Here is a 15,901-nt window from a genome sequence, read left to right as displayed (position 1 = left end):
GAGGCCAAGATGACACGGGTGCGCGATACAAGCGACAACGACCTTCCGCTGGTGGACAGGCGCGCCCGTTCCGGCACCGTCTTGCGCATTCTGCTTCTGGCGCTGGTTCTGATCGCCGCCGCCGCCGCCTTCGTCTATTTCAGGGATCAGCTGGAAAACGAAATCGTGCTCGGCATACTCGGCGTGCTGGCCATGATGGGCATTTTCTTTCTGGTCTCGTCAATCATCGGTTTCATCGAGGTCATGCCGCAGTCGCAATCGGACGGCCTTGCCCGCCGGTTTCTCTCGGCGCACCCGGAAGGCACGCTCATCACCGACGCCAAGGGGCATATGGTCTACGCCAACGCCACCTATTGCCGGATGAGCGGCACCACCAAGGCGAGCGATATCCAGAGTCTCGAAACGCTCCTGTCGCGCAGCCGGGAATCGACCGAAGCGCTCTACCGGCTCATCAACGTGCTGCGCGAAGGCCGCGAAGGCTACGAAGAGTTCCGGTTGCTGAAGCCGCTGGGCGAGGATTCCAATGCGGGTCCGCACTGGTACAGGCTGAAGGGCCGGGTGCTGAAGGATGCGGGCGGCGAGGGGCTGCACGTCTTCCAGATCGCCGATATCACGCCGGAGCGCGAGGATCAGGAGCGCTTTTTCCGCGAATTGCAGAACGCCATCGATTACCTCGATCACGCCCCGGCCGGTTTCTTTTCCGCCGGACGCAAGGGCGAGATCGTTTATCTGAACGCCACCCTGTCGGAATGGCTCGGCATCGATCTCGCACAGTTTTCACCCGGTTCCATGACCGTTTCCGATATCGTCGCCGGCGAGGGCATGGCGCTTATCGAATCGGTGCATCCGCAGGGCACGGCGAAGCGCACTGAAATCCTCGACCTCGACATGCGACGGGTGAACGGGCAGAGCATGCCGGCTCGCCTCGTGCATCAGGTCACCTCTAAGGATGGCGCGCCCGGTGAGAGCCGCACCATCGTCCTGAAGCGCCCCAAGGGGCAGGAGGATACGGAATCCTCCTCCGCCATGCGTTTCACCCGCTTTTTCAACAATACGCCGATGGCGATCGCCTCGCTTGACGGCGAAGGCCGTATCCTGCGGATCAACGCGCCCTTCCTGAAATTGTTTTCCGGCGTCGTCGGACGCGATGATATCGACCGCGGCGTGGCGCTTGAGACCATTCTTCACGACAATGAGAAGCCGAGGCTCGAGCAGGCGCTGGCCGAGGCAAAGGACCGCCAGGGCGATATTGCCCCCTTCGATTCCCGTCACCCGAGCGACGAAGGCCGGCATTTCCGATTCTACGTCAACGCTGTCATCGATCAGGACGATGAAGCGCCGGAAGAAGTGGCGATCGTCTATGCCATCGAGGTGACGGAGCAGAAGGCGCTCGAGACACAGATGGCGCAGACGCAGAAGATGAATGCCGTTGGCACACTCGCCGGCGGTATCGCCCACGATTTCAACAACGTGTTGACCGCCATCCTGCTGTCGTCGGACCATCTTCTGCTACAGGCGCGGCCTGCCGATCCGAGCTTCGCCGACCTCATGGAGATCAAGCGCAACGCCAACCGCGCGGCCGTGCTGGTGCGCCAGCTTCTGGCGTTCTCGCGCAAGCAGACCATGCGTCCGGCCATCCTCAACCTGACGGATGTGATCGGCGATCTGCGCATGCTGGTGGACAGGCTTATTTCCGGCACGAATGTCAAGCTGGAGGTCGATTATGGCCGTGATCTCTGGCCCGTGAAGACGGATCTCTCGCAATTTGAGCAGGTGCTCATCAATCTCTGCGTCAATGCGCGCGACGCCATGCCCGACGGCGGCAAGATCACCATCCGGACGCGTAACGTCGACGCGAAGGAAATAGCAGCGCTTGGCCGTCCGGAATTCCCGGCCGAGGACATGGTGATGGTGGAAGTCGCCGATAACGGTACGGGCATTCCGCCGGAGATCATGGACAAGATTTTCGAGCCCTTCTTCACCACCAAGGAAGTCGGCAAAGGCACCGGCCTTGGCCTGTCCATGGTCTATGGCATCGTCAAACAGTCGGGCGGTTACATCTATCCCGAATCGGAGGTGGGCAAGGGCACCGCCTTCCGCATCTACCTGCCGCGCCATGTGGTGGAGGCCGTTCAGAACAACGGGCAGCAGCCCGGCGCAGCGGCGCTTGCTCCGGCCATCGCAGCCGAGCCGGTGAAGGAAGAGCCGCTGGACCTCACCGGCAAATCCGCCGTCGTGCTTCTGGTGGAGGATGAGGAAGCGGTGCGGCGCGGCGGCAAGCGCATGCTGGAAACCCGCGGCTATACCGTGCACGAGGCCGGCTCCGGCACCGAAGCTCTGGAGGTGATGGAGGAGTTGGAAGGCAAGGTCGATATCGTCGTTTCCGACGTCGTGATGCCGGAAATGGACGGTCCGTCGCTGTTGCGAGAACTGCGCAAATCCTATCCGGACCTAAAATTCATCTTTGTTTCGGGTTATGCCGAAGATGCCTTCGCAAAGAACCTGCCTGCCGACGCCAAGTTCGGTTTCCTGCCGAAGCCCTTCTCGCTCAAGCAACTGGCCATCGCAGTTCGAGAAATGCTCGACGAAAAGGAATAAGGTCCGCGGCGGCGAACCGGATTCGGCTGCGCCGCGACCTGTCGCATCCATTGGCATCGGGCTTGAAAAATGCACCTCGACGACAGGTTCGTTTTTTCCTGCGTCCTCGCTGCCCCCATATTCGCACTTTTCCCGAGGTTTGCCTCTTCGCAAACGCAATAGTGATTGCACCGTTGCGCAAGGGGCTTAAAATCGCATCTCAACGACCTAGATATGGAGAGGCGAAGTTCTCCCTCCTGGCAATCAGCTGTCGGTTTGAGAACAGTTTGGAGAATGATGAAAGATGATCGCTAAGCCGATCTACATGCAGGGCGAGGGCGAAGGAGAAGACGGCGGCGGCACCAATCGCGGAACGTCTGTTATCACCCGCGTCAAGCCGAAAACGAAAAGACCGAATTTGTACCGTGTTCTTTTACTGAATGACGATTACACTCCCATGGAATTCGTCATCCATATTCTGGAACGGTTTTTCCAGAAGGATCGCGAGGCGGCAACCCGCATCATGCTGCACGTGCACCAGCACGGCGTGGGCGAATGTGGGGTGTTTACATATGAGGTCGCAGAGACGAAAGTAAGCCAGGTCATGGATTTCGCCCGACAGCACCAGCACCCGCTGCAGTGCGTCATGGAAAAGAAATGAGGATCGCAACGTGCCAACTTTTTCCCCGAGTCTCGAGAAGGCGCTGCACCAGGCACTGACCTTTGCAAATGAGCGTCACCACGAATATGCGACGCTCGAACATCTCCTTCTGGCGCTGATCGACGACGCGGATGCCGCAGCCGTCATGGGCGCCTGCAATGTCGATCTGGATGCTCTTCGCAAGACTGTCAGCGATTACGTCGACAATGAATTGACCAACCTCGTCACCGGTTATGACGAGGATTCCAAGCCCACATCCGGCTTCCAGCGTGTCATCCAGCGGGCCGTCATCCATGTTCAATCGTCCGGCCGCGAGGAAGTGACGGGCGCGAACGTGCTTGTGGCCATTTTTGCCGAGCGCGAAAGCCATGCCGCCTATTTCCTGCAGGAACAGGAAATGACCCGTTACGACGCGGTCAACTACATCTCCCACGGCATTGGTAAGCGCCCCGGCACGTCGCAGACGCGCCCGCCGCGCGGCGCCGATGAGCCGGAAAGCGAGAACAAGCCGAACCGAAGCAATCCGGAAGAGGACGGTTCGTCCGCCAAAAAGCAGCAGGATGCTCTGAAGGCTTATTGCGTCAATCTCAACGAGAAGGCCAAGAACGGCAAGATCGACCCGTTGATCGGCCGACACGACGAGGTCAACCGCACGATCCAGATCCTCTGCCGCCGCTCCAAGAACAACCCGCTTTATGTGGGTGATCCGGGCGTGGGCAAGACGGCGATTGCCGAAGGCTTGGCCAAGCGTATCGTCGAAGGCAAGGTGCCGGAAGCGCTTGCCAATGACACCATCTTCTCTCTCGACATGGGCACGCTGCTGGCCGGCACCCGCTATCGCGGTGATTTCGAGGAGCGGCTGAAGCAGGTCGTCAAGGAACTCGAGGAGTTTCCGGGCGCGGTTCTGTTCATCGATGAAATCCACACCGTCATCGGTGCCGGCGCCACTTCCGGCGGCGCGATGGATGCATCGAACCTCTTGAAGCCCGCTTTGTCTTCTGGCGCGATCCGCTGCATCGGTTCGACCACTTATAAGGAATATCGCCAGTTCTTCGAAAAGGACCGTGCGCTCGTTCGTCGTTTTCAGAAAATCGACGTCAACGAGCCGTCGATCGATGACGCAATCGCCATCATGAAGGGCCTGAAACCCTATTTCGAGGACTACCACCACCTCAGATATTCCAACGAGGCGATCAAGGCTGCCGTCGAATTGTCGGCCCGCTATATTTCGGACCGCAAGCTGCCGGATAAGGCGATTGACGTGATCGACGAGACCGGTGCCGCACAGATGTTGCTGCCTGTTTCCAAGCGTCGCAAGCTGATCACCGAACGGGAAATCGAGGCCACCATCGCGACGATGGCCCGTATTCCCGCGAAGACGGTTTCCAAGGATGACGAGATGGTCCTCGCCAATCTTGAAAAAGAACTGCGCTCGGTCGTTTATGGTCAGGACATCGCCATTGAGGCGCTCGCCACGGCCATCAAGCTGGCGCGTGCGGGCCTGCGAGAACCGAACAAGCCAATCGGCTCCTATGTCTTTTCCGGCCCGACGGGCGTGGGCAAGACGGAAGTGGCCAAGCAGCTTGCCGCTTCGCTCGGCGTCGAGATGCTGCGCTTCGACATGTCGGAGTACATGGAGCGTCATACCGTTTCGCGCCTGCTCGGTGCGCCTCCCGGTTATGTCGGCTTCGATCAGGGCGGTCTCCTGACCGATGGCGTCGATCAGCATCCACATTCCGTGGTACTGCTGGACGAAATCGAAAAGGCGCACCCTGATATCTACAACATCCTGTTGCAGGTGATGGACCATGGCTCGCTGACCGACCATAACGGCAAGAAGATCGACTTCCGCAACGTCATCCTGATCATGACGACCAATGCGGGTGCATCCGAGATGGCGAAATCGGCGATCGGTTTCGGCTCTTCGCGCCGCACGGGAGAGGACGAAGAGGCGATCAACCGCCTGTTCACGCCGGAGTTCCGCAACCGTCTGGATGCGATCATTCCGTTCTCGCCGCTGCCGACCGCCGTTATCCACAAGGTCGTGCAGAAGTTCGTCATGCAGCTGGAAACCCAGCTGTCTGAGCGCAACGTCACCTTCGATCTGCATGAAGATGCGATCTCCTGGCTGGCGGAGAAGGGTTACGACGAGAAGATGGGCGCCCGCCCGCTGTCGCGTGTGATCCAGGAAAACATCAAGAAGCCGCTTGCCAATGAAATCCTCTTCGGCAAGCTCAAGAAGGGCGGCGTCGTCAGCGTCACCGTCGGTAAGAAGGATGACGGCTCCGAAGGTCTCATACTCGAGGTTCTGCCGGAGACCGCACCCGTGAAGCCGCAGCCGGAGGCCGAGTTGAAGGCGGCCAAATCGCCCGGCAAGGCAAAGGCCAAGACGAAACCTGCTTCCAAGGCGGCTAAGGCCAATGAAGAGGCGGATGTTCTTGTTGCCGAGGCCGACAAGTCGGACGATGACAGCAAGCCGCGGCGCAAGACCAATGCGGTGCCGAAAGTGCCGAAGAAGAAATGATCAAGGTCTTCGACCGATAAACCGATGCCGGGCGAAAGCCCGGCATTTTCATGTATGAAGCGCGTCGCGTTTTTCCCTGATGCCTGCGACGCTCTTTTTTATTTTATGCATGACGTTACCCCGAAGCTGCGGCACAGTTTCGGGTGATATGCACAAGTGGGTCAGCAATGCAGACTGCCGACAGCGATACCATCCCCCTGAGTGGCTGGTTTTTCCGGGGAATGCGGGGCATATTTTCGCTGCCGTCGTTCATTCTTATGACATCTTTTGTCGGTTTCAGCGCCTTCGCGCTGGAATCGGGTGTTGCGCGCGGCGAAGCCGTCTTCATGACGCTGATGATCTGGGCCCTGCCGGCCAAGATGATCCTGATCGGCTCCATGGTCGGCGGCGCCAATCTTGCTGCCTGCTTTCTGGCGGTGACGCTGTCGTCGGTCCGGATGATGCCGATGGTCGCCTCCATCGTTCCGGAAATGCGCGGCGCGAAGACGCCGACATGGATTTTGCTGTTTCTGTCGCATTTCGTTGCGATCACGGCCTGGGTCTTTGCTACGCAGAACCTCTCCAGGGTGCCGCGTGAAGCCCGCGCCGCCTGGTTCGCTGGTTTTGGCATGACGCTCACCGTGGTCAATGCCATCATCGTCGGCCTGTGTTACGGCGTCGTCGCCGCCTTTCCACCACTCGTCGCCGGCGTGCTGTTTTTTCTCACACCGGTCTATTTCGTGGCATCGATCTGGGCTTCGGCCCGTCATTCCGTCGTCAAGGTCGCCTTCGTCATCGGCGTCATCGCCGGGCCCGCCTTCGCGGTCATCGCACCGGAATTCGATATTCTCTATGCCGGGATAGGCGGGGGCACGGCTGCCTATCTGATCGACCGCCTCGTGTTCCGCCGCCGGATAAAACCCGTCTCACCGGAGAGCGAACCATGATGACCGAACATTGGTGGGCGCCCTATCTCTTCATCGCGATTGCCGGCTGGCTGGCGACCGATCTCTGGCGGTGGCTCGGCGTTCTCGCCGGTAACCGCCTGAAGGAGGATTCCGAAGCGCTGCACTGGGTGAGGGCGGTCGCCACGGCGCTCGTCATGGCCGTCACCGCCAAGCTGATCGTCTTTCCAACCGGAACGCTGGAAGCATCCCCCCTGTGGCTGCGCATCGGCGCTGCCGCACTCGGTTTCATCGCATTTCTGATGGCAGGCCAGCGGGTCATCGTCGGTGTAGCGGTGCCGATCCTGCTTCTGGCGGGTGGGTTGTTCGCGCTCGGTTTCTGAGATTGGTTTACGTCAGAGACCGCTCCGTCGGGCTTCCGCAACAAGCCAATCCGCAAGGAGTCTAGCCGGTGCGGTCATCTCGTCTGCTTCCATCAGCCAGTAATATTTCTCCGTATCCGTCGCCCGATCGAAGAGCACGATCAGTTGACCTTCGGCGATCTCTTTGTGAAACAGCGCCGTCGGGCAGAGGCCAATGCCTTGACCGGCTTTGAGCGCGGTCACGAGCAGATTGAAATCCGCAAAAACCGGACCGGCGTTATCGGGCAGGGATATTCCCCCGGCTGCGAACCAGTTCTGCCAAGCCGCCTCGGTGTCGTCATGCAGCAATTCCGCTCCTAAGAGGCTGTCAATATTGTCGAAAGGACCGAATTTAGCGACATAGCCCGGCGCGCATGTCGGTCGCGTCTCTGCGCTGAAAAGCGCGACCGCATTTTCCCCGGACGCGACGCCATGCCCTATGGTGAGATCGGCCGGTATTGCTTGATGCGCACCGGAATAGCTGATGGATACCTGTATATCGGGGTAAAGCGCCCGAAAGCGAGGCAGGCGGGGCGTCAGAAAATGCGCGGCGACTGAGGGCAGGCTGGCAAGGCGAACGGTCATGCGGTCACGGCCCTGACGGATCCGCGCGGCGCCAGAGGCAATCTGGCGTAGGGCAGTCGAAACCGTCGTGCCGAATTCCTTTCCGGCCGGGGTAAGCCTTACACCCCTCGCATGCCGTTCGAACAGCGCTACACCGAGCCATGCCTCCAGATTGCGCACATGCTGGCTGACGGCAGTTGCCGTCATGCCGAGTTCCTGCGCAGCCAGAGAAAAACTCGTTCTTCTGGCTGCGGCTTCGAATGCCCGGAGGGTGGTGAGCGGCGGTAATTTCATGGTGTCTCAAGGGTAAGTAAGACTTGGTCTGAGCGCAAGAAAAACCCGTCTTGTCAGGCGCGCACACATGGCGCAATTTCGCCTCGAGATTTTGATTGCCTGAGGATTTCATGACCCCCTTGCCCGCCACCGAACCCGTCGACGCCGCTGAACGCCGCGCCGTCCGTCCTGTTGTCGTTTATCCGAACGGGACGCTTGAAATGCCGGACCTTGCAGGTCTGGAAGAAGCCAAACGAAGCATGGAAAAGATCGATGAGGTCATCGTGCCGCCGCGTGACGGCCGCACCTTCAACGTTCCGAAGGGGCATTTTTTTCGCATCGTAAGCGTTGAAGGTCCGCAGGTCGGAGACCTGAACCTCTGGAACGCCCATGATCTGACCGAGCGGTTTTTCAGCGGCAAGACCCGCGCCCTGCACGCCACCCATGTTTCGGTCGGCAACCGGCTGTGGAGCAACCTGCCGTCCCTGCGGCCGATGGCGACGATCACCCATGACACGCTATCGTGGTACGGTTTCGATGAAGACGGCGGCGGTGTGCATGACGTAATCGGCACACGCTGCGATCCCTATACCAACAAGCTCCTGAGCGGCGGCGATTACCACCATTGCTGTCATTCCAATCTGACCAATGCGCTGGCCTCCTCAAGGGGCCTGTCATTCCGGCAGGCGGAACCGCATGTGCATGACGTCCTCAATGTCTTCATGTGCACGGGTTTCACCCGCGACACACACCAATATTTCATGAAGGCGAGCCCGGTGCGTCCGGGTGATTATCTGGAGCTTTTCGCCGAGATCGATCTTATCGGCGCGCTTTCCGCCTGTCCGGGCGGTGATTGCAGCGCCACGCATTCGAGCGATACGGCGGCCTGTTATCCGCTGAAGGTGGAAATATTCCGGCCCGATATGACGGCGCTTGAAGGCTGGCCGTGGCCGGAGAGGAATGCTTACCGCTCTCCGGAATGATCAGTCCGAAAACCGCTCCTGCGTCATGCTCGGGCCTGTCCCGAGCATTTGCAACCGATTGATTTTCGATACGAGGTTGGGTCCTCGGCGCAAGGCCGAGGATAAAGTCGACCAGGCAACCATCACGAAGCAAGCGCGGCCTTTATCTTCTCCGCGTGGGCCTTCAATATGTCGCCATCGGCCATCACGCCGGAATGCGGCTTCAGCGGCTCGCCTTCCTTGCGCGGAATAACGTGGAAATGCAGATGGAAAACGGTCTGGCCAGCCGCCGGCTCGTTGAACTGCGCGATGAAGACGCCATCGGCATCGAAGGCTTCCTTTGCCGCAACCGCCAGTTTCTGAACGACGGGAATGGTCCTCGCCAGCACTTCCGGGTCGGCATCGAGCAGGTTGCGGGAGCCGATCTTGGGAACAACGAGCAGATGGCCGGGGGCCTGCGGCATCACATCCATGAAAGCAAGTGTATGCTCGTCCTCGTAAAGCTTGTGACACGGAATTTCGCCGCGCAGTATTTTTGCGAAGATATTGTTGTCGTCATAGGCGCTGGCCGTCATCGTGATCTCTCCTCATGGCGGACTTATACGTCCGGTTCCTGTCTCTCGCCCTTGCGGAAGGGCGTGTGTTCATCGAGATAATCGCCGATATGCTCGACTTCCTCACGCTCACGCTGAAGATAATCGGCAATGGCGCGGCGCAGGCCCGGATGGACAATGAAATGTGCCGAGTGGGTGGTGACCGGCATATAACCGCGCGCCAACTTATGTTCGCCCTGGGCACCGGCTTCCACCCGTTTCAATCCCTTCGCCAGCGCGAAATCGATTGCCTGATGATAACAGACCTCGAAATGCAGGAAGGGATGATCCTCGATGCAGCCCCAGTGGCGGCCGTAAAGCGCGTCCGAGCCGATGAAATTGATCGCACCGGCAATATAGCGCCCCTCGCGTTTCGCCATTACCAGCAGCACATCATCGGCCATGCGTTCGCCGATCAGCGAATAAAACTCCCGGGTCAGATATGGCCGGCCCCATTTGCGGCTGCCGGTATCCATATAGAAGGCGAAGAACTGGTCCCAGATATCCTCGGTCAGGTCGCTCCCAGTCAGCCAGTCGATCTCGATGCCGCTTTCCAGCGCCGCGCGGCGTTCCTTTTTCAACCCCTTGCGCTTGCGTGAGGAAAGGGCGTCAAGAAAATCATCATGGTCGCGATAACCGTCATTGATGAAGTGGAACTGCTGGTCAGTCCTGTGCAGGAAATCGCGCGGCAGAAGGGCGGACAGATCGCCCTCTTCCAGAAATGTGACATGTGCCGAGGAGACGCCGATCTTCTCCGTCACCTGGGCAAGACCGGAGGCCAGTAACGTCTTGAATCGGGTCTCGTCCTCGATTTCTGAAACGAGCAGACGTGGCCCGGTTGCGGGTGTGAAGGGCACTGAACATTGCAGTTTAGGGTAATAATGCCCGCCCGCGCGTTCGAAAGCATCCGCCCAGCCGTGGTCAAAGACATATTCGCCCTTGCTGTGGTTCTTCAGATAGGCCGGCACCGCGCCGACGAGAACACCGGAGGCGTTTTCGAGAAGCAGATGATGCCCGAGCCAGCCGGTTTTGCCAGTCGCCGACCCAGACTCTTCCATGGATGATAAAAATTCATGGGAAATAAAGGGGTTGTATATTTTTCCTGACATATTGCGCGAGGTTCCGGAAAGCCGTTTCCAGCTTTCCGGATCGATATCCCTGAAGGATTGCGCAATGCTGATGGAATAGTCTTCTGTCATGCCGTAGCGGATGGGTTCTCTCTCGGGTCGAAACCTTCGAATGTCATCTGGTCCGCATATTTATAAGTAGTCGCGCGCGCATTTTCATCCCTGACCGTCCAGGTAATCACCGGAACCCCGAGTTTTCTTTGCGCTTCGATGAAGCTGTTGGGCAGATGACCCCAATGATAGGAAATGAAATCGAGCCCCATCTGCATCGCTTCGTCATGTTTAAAGAAGTCCTCCGGCTTGTCGCCTTCGGCCGTGAGCCCGAGCGGCCAGGGCGAGCCGGCCGCCTTCAGATCTCTCAGCAGATGGTGGTCGAAGCTCATCAGCGCGACGTGGCCCTTATAGCCCTCGAGGTCTTCCAGCACCGCCTCGGCAAAACCGTCGTCGACGCCTTCGCCTTCGCGGCCCTTCAGCTCGATGACGAGCGGCACCTTGCCGGCGCAGAGCGCCAGAAGTTGCTTGAGGGTAGGGACGCGATCTTTGGTTTGCCCAACGGAAAGCATCGCCAGCTCCGCCGAGGTGCGTTCACGCACATCGCCTTTGATGCCGGTCAGCCTCTCCAGGTCGTGGTCATGGAAAACCACCGGCACGCTGTCCGCTGCCAGCTGAACGTCGCATTCTATGGCGAAACCGGCTTCGATGGCGCGGGAAAAGGCGGAAAGCGTGTTTTCCCAGACCGCCTTGTTGAGATCATGATAACCGCGATGGGCGACGGGCTGAGCCGTCAACCAGGAGAGTTTCAGCGTCATACGTCGATTTCCACGATGGCGTCGATTTCGACAGCGGCATTGAAGGGCAGGCAAGCCATGCCGACGGCGGCGCGGGCGTGTTTGCCGGGCTCACCGAGAACATTGGCAATGAGATTGGAAGCGCCGTTGATGACAAGGTGCTGCTCCACGAACTCCGGAACCGACGCGACAAAGCCATTCAGCTTGATGACACGACGGATTTTCGAGAGATCGCCATTCAAAGCGGCCTTGACCTGTGCGAGAATGTTGACGGCGCATAATTCTGCCGCGCGCTGGGCGCTGGCAACGTCGACATCACGGCCAACAAGGCCCGTCACCGCAATCTTGCCCGATTCCATCGGCAGTTGACCTGATACATAAAGAAGATTGCCGCTGATGGTGAACGGAACGTAGTTTGCGGCTGGTGCTGCGGCGACAGGAAGCGTAAAGCCGAGTTCCTTGAGGCGGCCTTCGATGACGTCAGACATTTTCGTCTCCGGTTTTGTTGTAAATCCTTCAAGAATCCGGCATTCAGAAGATGTTGATCCAAAAGCCGGGTGGTTGCTTGTACAATATGAGCAGCGAGTCCAACAGGAGATATTGCATGTTTGTCAGGACGCTGGGTTTCGTTGCCGCAACAGGGCTGATGACCGGCCTGTCAAACGCTGCCAATGCCTTGCCCGTCGCGGTTCCTGATCTCGTATCGCACCGCGCCGTCTACGATCTCGAACTCAAGGATGCGTCTGACCGTTCCGGCATCGAGGGCATGACCGGCCGCATGGTCTATGAATTCACCGGCTCTGCCTGTCAGGGTTACAAGACGGATTTCCGTTTCGTGACGCAGATCAACACTGGCGACGCCGTCCGCATGACCGACCAGCAGACCACCACCTTCGAAGATCTCGCGGCCAAGAAATTTACCTTCGAGACCAAGTCCTACACCGACGACAAGCTGGACAAGGAAGTGCAGGGGGCGGCGATCGACGGCACTGACGGCGTGAAGGTCGATCTGACCCGGCCGGATGCCCGCCAGGTCAGCCTCGTCGCCAGCGAATTCCCGACGCAGCACATGTTTCAGGTCATCGAACACGCAAAGCAGGGAAAACGCATCTTCGAATCCCGCATTTTCGACGGTTCCGATGATGGCGATGAAAGCCTGATCACGTCCACCCTGGTCGGCAAGTCGCAGATGCCGAAGGATGGCGATGCCGATGCCGGCAAGGCTGGCGAATTCGCCAAAGCGGCATTCTGGCCGGTGACCATCGCCTATTATAACGACAAGACCGGCACCGACGCCCTGCCGATTTACCGCATGTCGTTCAAGCTTTACGAAAACGGAATCACCCGCGATCTGACGATGGATTACGGCGATTTCGTTCTGACGGGAAAGCTTACGAAGCTCGATATTCTCAAGCCAGAAACCTGCGAAAACAAGCCGGTTCGCTGAAACGCGGGCCGTTCTCGCGGTTTTTTCGCATAAATGCTTGCATTTTCATGCGGGCAACTGTATGCGGCTCACCATTCCACACGCGAAGCTTGGGATGTTCCGGGAGAAATCCGGTTCGTTCCGCCCGGTGGTGTCGATGAAAATCGGCGCTGTTCGCTTCGCGGGGGTTAAACCGGAAAAGGAGTAACAAGGCATGGCATTGCCCGATTTTTCTATGCGCCAGCTTCTGGAAGCTGGTGTTCACTTCGGCCACCAGACGCACCGCTGGAACCCGAAGATGAAGCCGTACATCTTCGGCGACCGTAATAACATCCACATCATCGACCTGGCTCAGACCGTTCCGATGCTGTCGCGCGCCCTTCAGGTCGTGTCCGACACCGTCGCTCGTGGCGGCCGCGTTCTGTTCGTCGGCACCAAGCGCCAGGCGTCCGAAATCATTGCCGACAGCGCAAAGCGTTCGGCCCAGTACTACGTCAACTCCCGCTGGCTCGGCGGCATGATGACCAACTGGAAGACCATCTCCAACTCGATCCAGCGCCTGCGCAAGGTCGACGAGATCCTGAACTCGGAAGCTTCCGGCTACTCCAAGAAGGAACGCCTGAACCTTGAGCGCGAGCGCGAAAAGCTCGAAAAGGCTCTCGGCGGTATCCGCGATATGGGCGGCGTACCTGACCTGATGTTCATCATCGACACCAACAAGGAAAAGATCGCGATCGAAGAAGCCAAGCGTCTTGGCATTCCGGTCGTTGCGATCATCGACAGCAACTGCGACCCTGACCATATCGACTACCCGATCCCGGGTAACGACGATGCTTCGCGCGCCATCTCGCTTTACTGCGACCTGATCGCCCGCGCCGCCATCGACGGTATCGCACGTCAGCAGGGCGCTTCCGGCCGCGACATCGGCGCTTCCGAAGAAGCTCCGATCGAGCCCGCTCTCGAAGACGAGGCTGGCGCCTGATCTAGGCCCTGTCTGGCGGCGATTTCTTAATCGCCGTCTCCTCGACCAGGATATGACAAGGCCGTCAAAGACCTTCAATGGGTTGACGGCTTTGTTCGTTTCTAACCGCTCCGCCATGGGTTTTTAAAAACCGCAGGCGTCCGATGTGGTTGGAACGGCAGGCAGTCTTCATAACGCTGTCACACTAGAGCGGCACCCATCATTTCGATGTTTGGCGACGCCGCAGCACTTGGGAATGCGCATGCCCCTTGCCGGACTTCCGGGTTTCAAAGGGTGTGCGGCCGGGTACAGTCATCACCCAGAACTTCGGCACGGCGAATTCAGCCGGCTGACCGATCGAACCGATATAGAGGCACACAATGACCGAAATCACAGCCGCAATGGTGAAGGAACTGCGCGAAAAGTCTGGCGCAGGCATGATGGACTGCAAGAAGGCTCTTGCTGAGACCAATGGCGACATGGAAGCGGCAATCGACTGGCTGCGCGCCAAGGGCATCGCAAAGGCCGACAAGAAGTCCGGCCGCACGGCTGCCGAAGGTCTGGTCGGTGTCGCCACCATGGGTCACAAGGCTGTTGTCGTTGAGCTGAACTCCGAAACCGACTTCGTTGCCCGCAACGATGCGTTTCAGGACCTCATCCGCGGTATCGCCCAGGTCGCCCTCACCACCGATGGCACCGTTGACGCCGTTTCCGCCGCCACCTACCCGGCAACCGGCAAGTCCGTTGCCGACAGCATCAAGGACGCAATCGCCACCATCGGTGAGAACATGACGCTGCGCCGCTCGGCTGCACTCGAAGTGCCGCACGGCGTTGTTGCGACCTACATTCACAACGCTGCCGGCGACGGAATCGGCAAGCTCGGCGTTCTCGTTGCCCTGAAGTCGGAAGGCGACAAGGCCGTTCTGAACTCCATCGGCCGTCAGGTTGCCATGCACATCGCTGCGACCAACCCGCTCGCCATCCGCGCTGAAGAAGTTGACGCCGCTGTTGCCGAGCGCGAGCGCAACGTCTTCATCGAACAGGCCCGCGAATCCGGCAAGCCGGAAGCCATCATCGAAAAGATGGTTGATGGCCGCATGCGCAAGTTCTTCGAAGAAGTCGCCCTTCTGTCGCAGGCTTTCGTCATCAACCCTGACCTGACCGTCGGCGACGCCGTCAAGGCAGCCGAAAAGGAAGCCGGCGCTTCCATCGAAGTGACGGGTATGGTTCGCCTGCTTCTCGGCGAAGGCGTCGAGAAGGAAGAAAGCGATTTCGCAGCAGAAGTCGCAGCCGTCGCCAAGGGCTGATTATATTTACCCAATCTTGGGAAAACGGGAGGGCATCGCGTGACAACGCGGTGCCCTTCGTGTATCCGCGTTTCGGTTACATTTCCGAGGAGTCATGATGTCTTCCAAGCCGATCTACAAACGTGTTCTTCTCAAGGCTTCCGGTGAAGCCCTCATGGGCGATCAGGGTTTCGGTATCGATGTGGCGGTGGCTGACCGCATCGCTTCCGATATCGCGCAGGCGAGGGCGATGGGCGTCGAAGTCGGCGTTGTCGTCGGCGGCGGCAATATTTTCCGCGGTGTCGCCGTGGCCTCCAAGGGCGGCGACCGCGTTACCGGCGACCATATGGGCATGCTGGCGACCGTCATCAACGCGCTGGCGCTCGCAACCTCGCTACGCAAGCTTAGCATCGATACCGTCGTTCTTTCCGCAATCGCCATGCCTGAAATCTGTGAAAGCTTCTCGCAACGTGCGGCGCTCCATCATCTCGCGCAGGGGCGCGTGGTGATTTTCGCCGGCGGTACGGGCAACCCGTTCTTCACCACTGATTCCGCTGCTGCACTGCGCGCGGCCGAAATGGGCGCCGAAGCGATCTTCAAGGGCACGCAGGTGGACGGCATCTATTCCGCCGATCCGAAGAAGGACCCGACGGCGACCCGTTTCGACGAACTGACCCACAGTGAAGTGCTCGGCAAGGGGCTGGCGGTTATGGATGTCGCCGCCGTTGCGCTGGCCCGCGAAAACCACATTCCGATCATTGTTTTCTCTATCCACGAGAAGGGCGGTTTTGCGCAGATATTGACCGGCGGCGGCCGCAAGACCATCGTGCACGACAAATAATCAAAACGATGCCGCCTCAAGGGGCGATTACGG

Annotated in this window: 15 protein-coding genes; 10 read left to right on the top strand and 5 right to left on the bottom strand. The window is 59.1% G+C overall.

The window, feature by feature from the left end; all coding sequences use genetic code 11:
• Window positions 1-9: 9 nt before the first annotated feature.
• The 5 genes from cckA (at window position 10) to O9X91_RS13585 (ending at window position 7,029) form a co-directional block, all read left to right on the top strand.
• Window positions 10-2,598: a cell cycle histidine kinase CckA gene (cckA, locus tag O9X91_RS13605; RefSeq protein WP_142912159.1), complete on the top strand. Its 2,589-nt coding sequence runs from the start codon at window positions 10-12 to the stop codon at window positions 2,596-2,598.
• A gap of 283 nt (window positions 2,599-2,881) precedes the next feature.
• Window positions 2,882-3,238, top strand: coding sequence for an ATP-dependent Clp protease adapter ClpS (gene clpS / locus O9X91_RS13600; RefSeq protein WP_003502541.1), 357 nt, complete (start codon window positions 2,882-2,884; stop codon window positions 3,236-3,238).
• A 10-nt stretch (window positions 3,239-3,248) separates the two neighbouring features.
• The gene (clpA, locus tag O9X91_RS13595; RefSeq protein ID WP_142912160.1) at window positions 3,249-5,762 is read left to right on the top strand and encodes an ATP-dependent Clp protease ATP-binding subunit ClpA; all 2,514 of its coding nucleotides are present in this window, start codon (window positions 3,249-3,251) and stop codon (window positions 5,760-5,762) included.
• 167 nt (window positions 5,763-5,929) lie between these two features.
• Window positions 5,930-6,688: an AzlC family ABC transporter permease gene (locus O9X91_RS13590; protein ID WP_142912161.1), complete on the top strand. Its 759-nt coding sequence runs from the start codon at window positions 5,930-5,932 to the stop codon at window positions 6,686-6,688.
• Window positions 6,685-7,029, top strand: a complete 345-nt coding sequence (locus O9X91_RS13585) for an AzlD domain-containing protein (RefSeq protein WP_020810566.1) — start codon at window positions 6,685-6,687, stop codon at window positions 7,027-7,029. Before O9X91_RS13590 ends, O9X91_RS13585 begins: the two co-directional genes overlap by 4 nt.
• A 12-nt stretch (window positions 7,030-7,041) precedes the next feature.
• Here O9X91_RS13585 and O9X91_RS13580 read toward each other — a convergent pair whose 3' ends face one another.
• On the bottom strand, window positions 7,042-7,905 hold the full coding sequence (locus tag O9X91_RS13580; RefSeq protein WP_269833238.1) for a LysR substrate-binding domain-containing protein: 864 nt from the start codon (window positions 7,903-7,905) through the stop codon (window positions 7,042-7,044).
• 110 nt (window positions 7,906-8,015) lie between these two features.
• On the opposite strand from O9X91_RS13580, the gene O9X91_RS13575 reads away from it, so the two are divergent.
• The gene (locus O9X91_RS13575) at window positions 8,016-8,867 is read left to right on the top strand and encodes an urea carboxylase-associated family protein (protein ID WP_269833239.1); all 852 of its coding nucleotides are present in this window, start codon (window positions 8,016-8,018) and stop codon (window positions 8,865-8,867) included.
• A gap of 122 nt (window positions 8,868-8,989) precedes the next feature.
• Here the strand turns inward: O9X91_RS13575 and O9X91_RS13570 are convergent, their stop codons facing one another.
• From O9X91_RS13570 to O9X91_RS13555, 4 genes are read right to left on the bottom strand one after another with little or no spacing between them, the layout of a single operon-like run.
• The gene (locus O9X91_RS13570; RefSeq protein WP_142912163.1) at window positions 8,990-9,421 is read right to left on the bottom strand and encodes an HIT family protein; all 432 of its coding nucleotides are present in this window, start codon (window positions 9,419-9,421) and stop codon (window positions 8,990-8,992) included.
• 23 nt (window positions 9,422-9,444) lie between these two features.
• Window positions 9,445-10,638 (bottom strand): GNAT family N-acetyltransferase, encoded by a 1,194-nt coding sequence (locus tag O9X91_RS13565; RefSeq protein ID WP_269833240.1) that lies wholly within the window; start codon window positions 10,636-10,638, stop codon window positions 9,445-9,447.
• Window positions 10,635-11,375 carry a glycerophosphodiester phosphodiesterase gene (locus tag O9X91_RS13560; protein ID WP_162520369.1) on the bottom strand — a complete coding sequence of 247 codons (741 nt, stop codon included), beginning with the start codon at window positions 11,373-11,375 and terminating at the stop codon, window positions 10,635-10,637. The genes O9X91_RS13565 and O9X91_RS13560 overlap by 4 nt, the downstream gene beginning before the upstream one ends.
• Window positions 11,372-11,842: a RidA family protein gene (locus tag O9X91_RS13555; RefSeq protein ID WP_137410241.1), complete on the bottom strand. Its 471-nt coding sequence runs from the start codon at window positions 11,840-11,842 to the stop codon at window positions 11,372-11,374. The genes O9X91_RS13560 and O9X91_RS13555 overlap by 4 nt, the downstream gene beginning before the upstream one ends.
• 116 nt (window positions 11,843-11,958) lie before the next feature.
• On the opposite strand from O9X91_RS13555, the gene O9X91_RS13550 reads away from it, so the two are divergent.
• The 4 genes from O9X91_RS13550 to pyrH all read left to right on the top strand — a co-directional run bounded on the left by O9X91_RS13550 (window position 11,959) and on the right by pyrH (window position 15,868).
• Window positions 11,959-12,801 (top strand): cell envelope integrity EipB family protein, encoded by an 843-nt coding sequence (locus tag O9X91_RS13550; protein ID WP_142912165.1) that lies wholly within the window; start codon window positions 11,959-11,961, stop codon window positions 12,799-12,801.
• Window positions 12,802-12,994: 193 nt separating this feature from the next.
• On the top strand, window positions 12,995-13,762 hold the full coding sequence (gene rpsB, locus O9X91_RS13545) for a 30S ribosomal protein S2 (protein WP_003496241.1): 768 nt from the start codon (window positions 12,995-12,997) through the stop codon (window positions 13,760-13,762).
• Between the two features lie 359 nt (window positions 13,763-14,121).
• Complete coding sequence (gene tsf, locus O9X91_RS13540) at window positions 14,122-15,048, top strand: translation elongation factor Ts (RefSeq protein WP_077982378.1); 927 nt, start codon at window positions 14,122-14,124, stop codon at window positions 15,046-15,048.
• 97 nt (window positions 15,049-15,145) lie between these two features.
• Window positions 15,146-15,868, top strand: a complete 723-nt coding sequence (pyrH, locus tag O9X91_RS13535) for a UMP kinase (RefSeq protein ID WP_077982942.1) — start codon at window positions 15,146-15,148, stop codon at window positions 15,866-15,868.
• Window positions 15,869-15,901: the final 33 nt, after the last annotated feature.

It is taken from the genome of Agrobacterium salinitolerans, from assembly GCF_027498475.1.
Taxonomy (GTDB): domain Bacteria; phylum Pseudomonadota; class Alphaproteobacteria; order Rhizobiales; family Rhizobiaceae; genus Agrobacterium; species Agrobacterium salinitolerans.
Note: the sequence above shows the minus strand (reverse complement) of the source record. Positions and strands in the feature narration are given on the sequence as shown.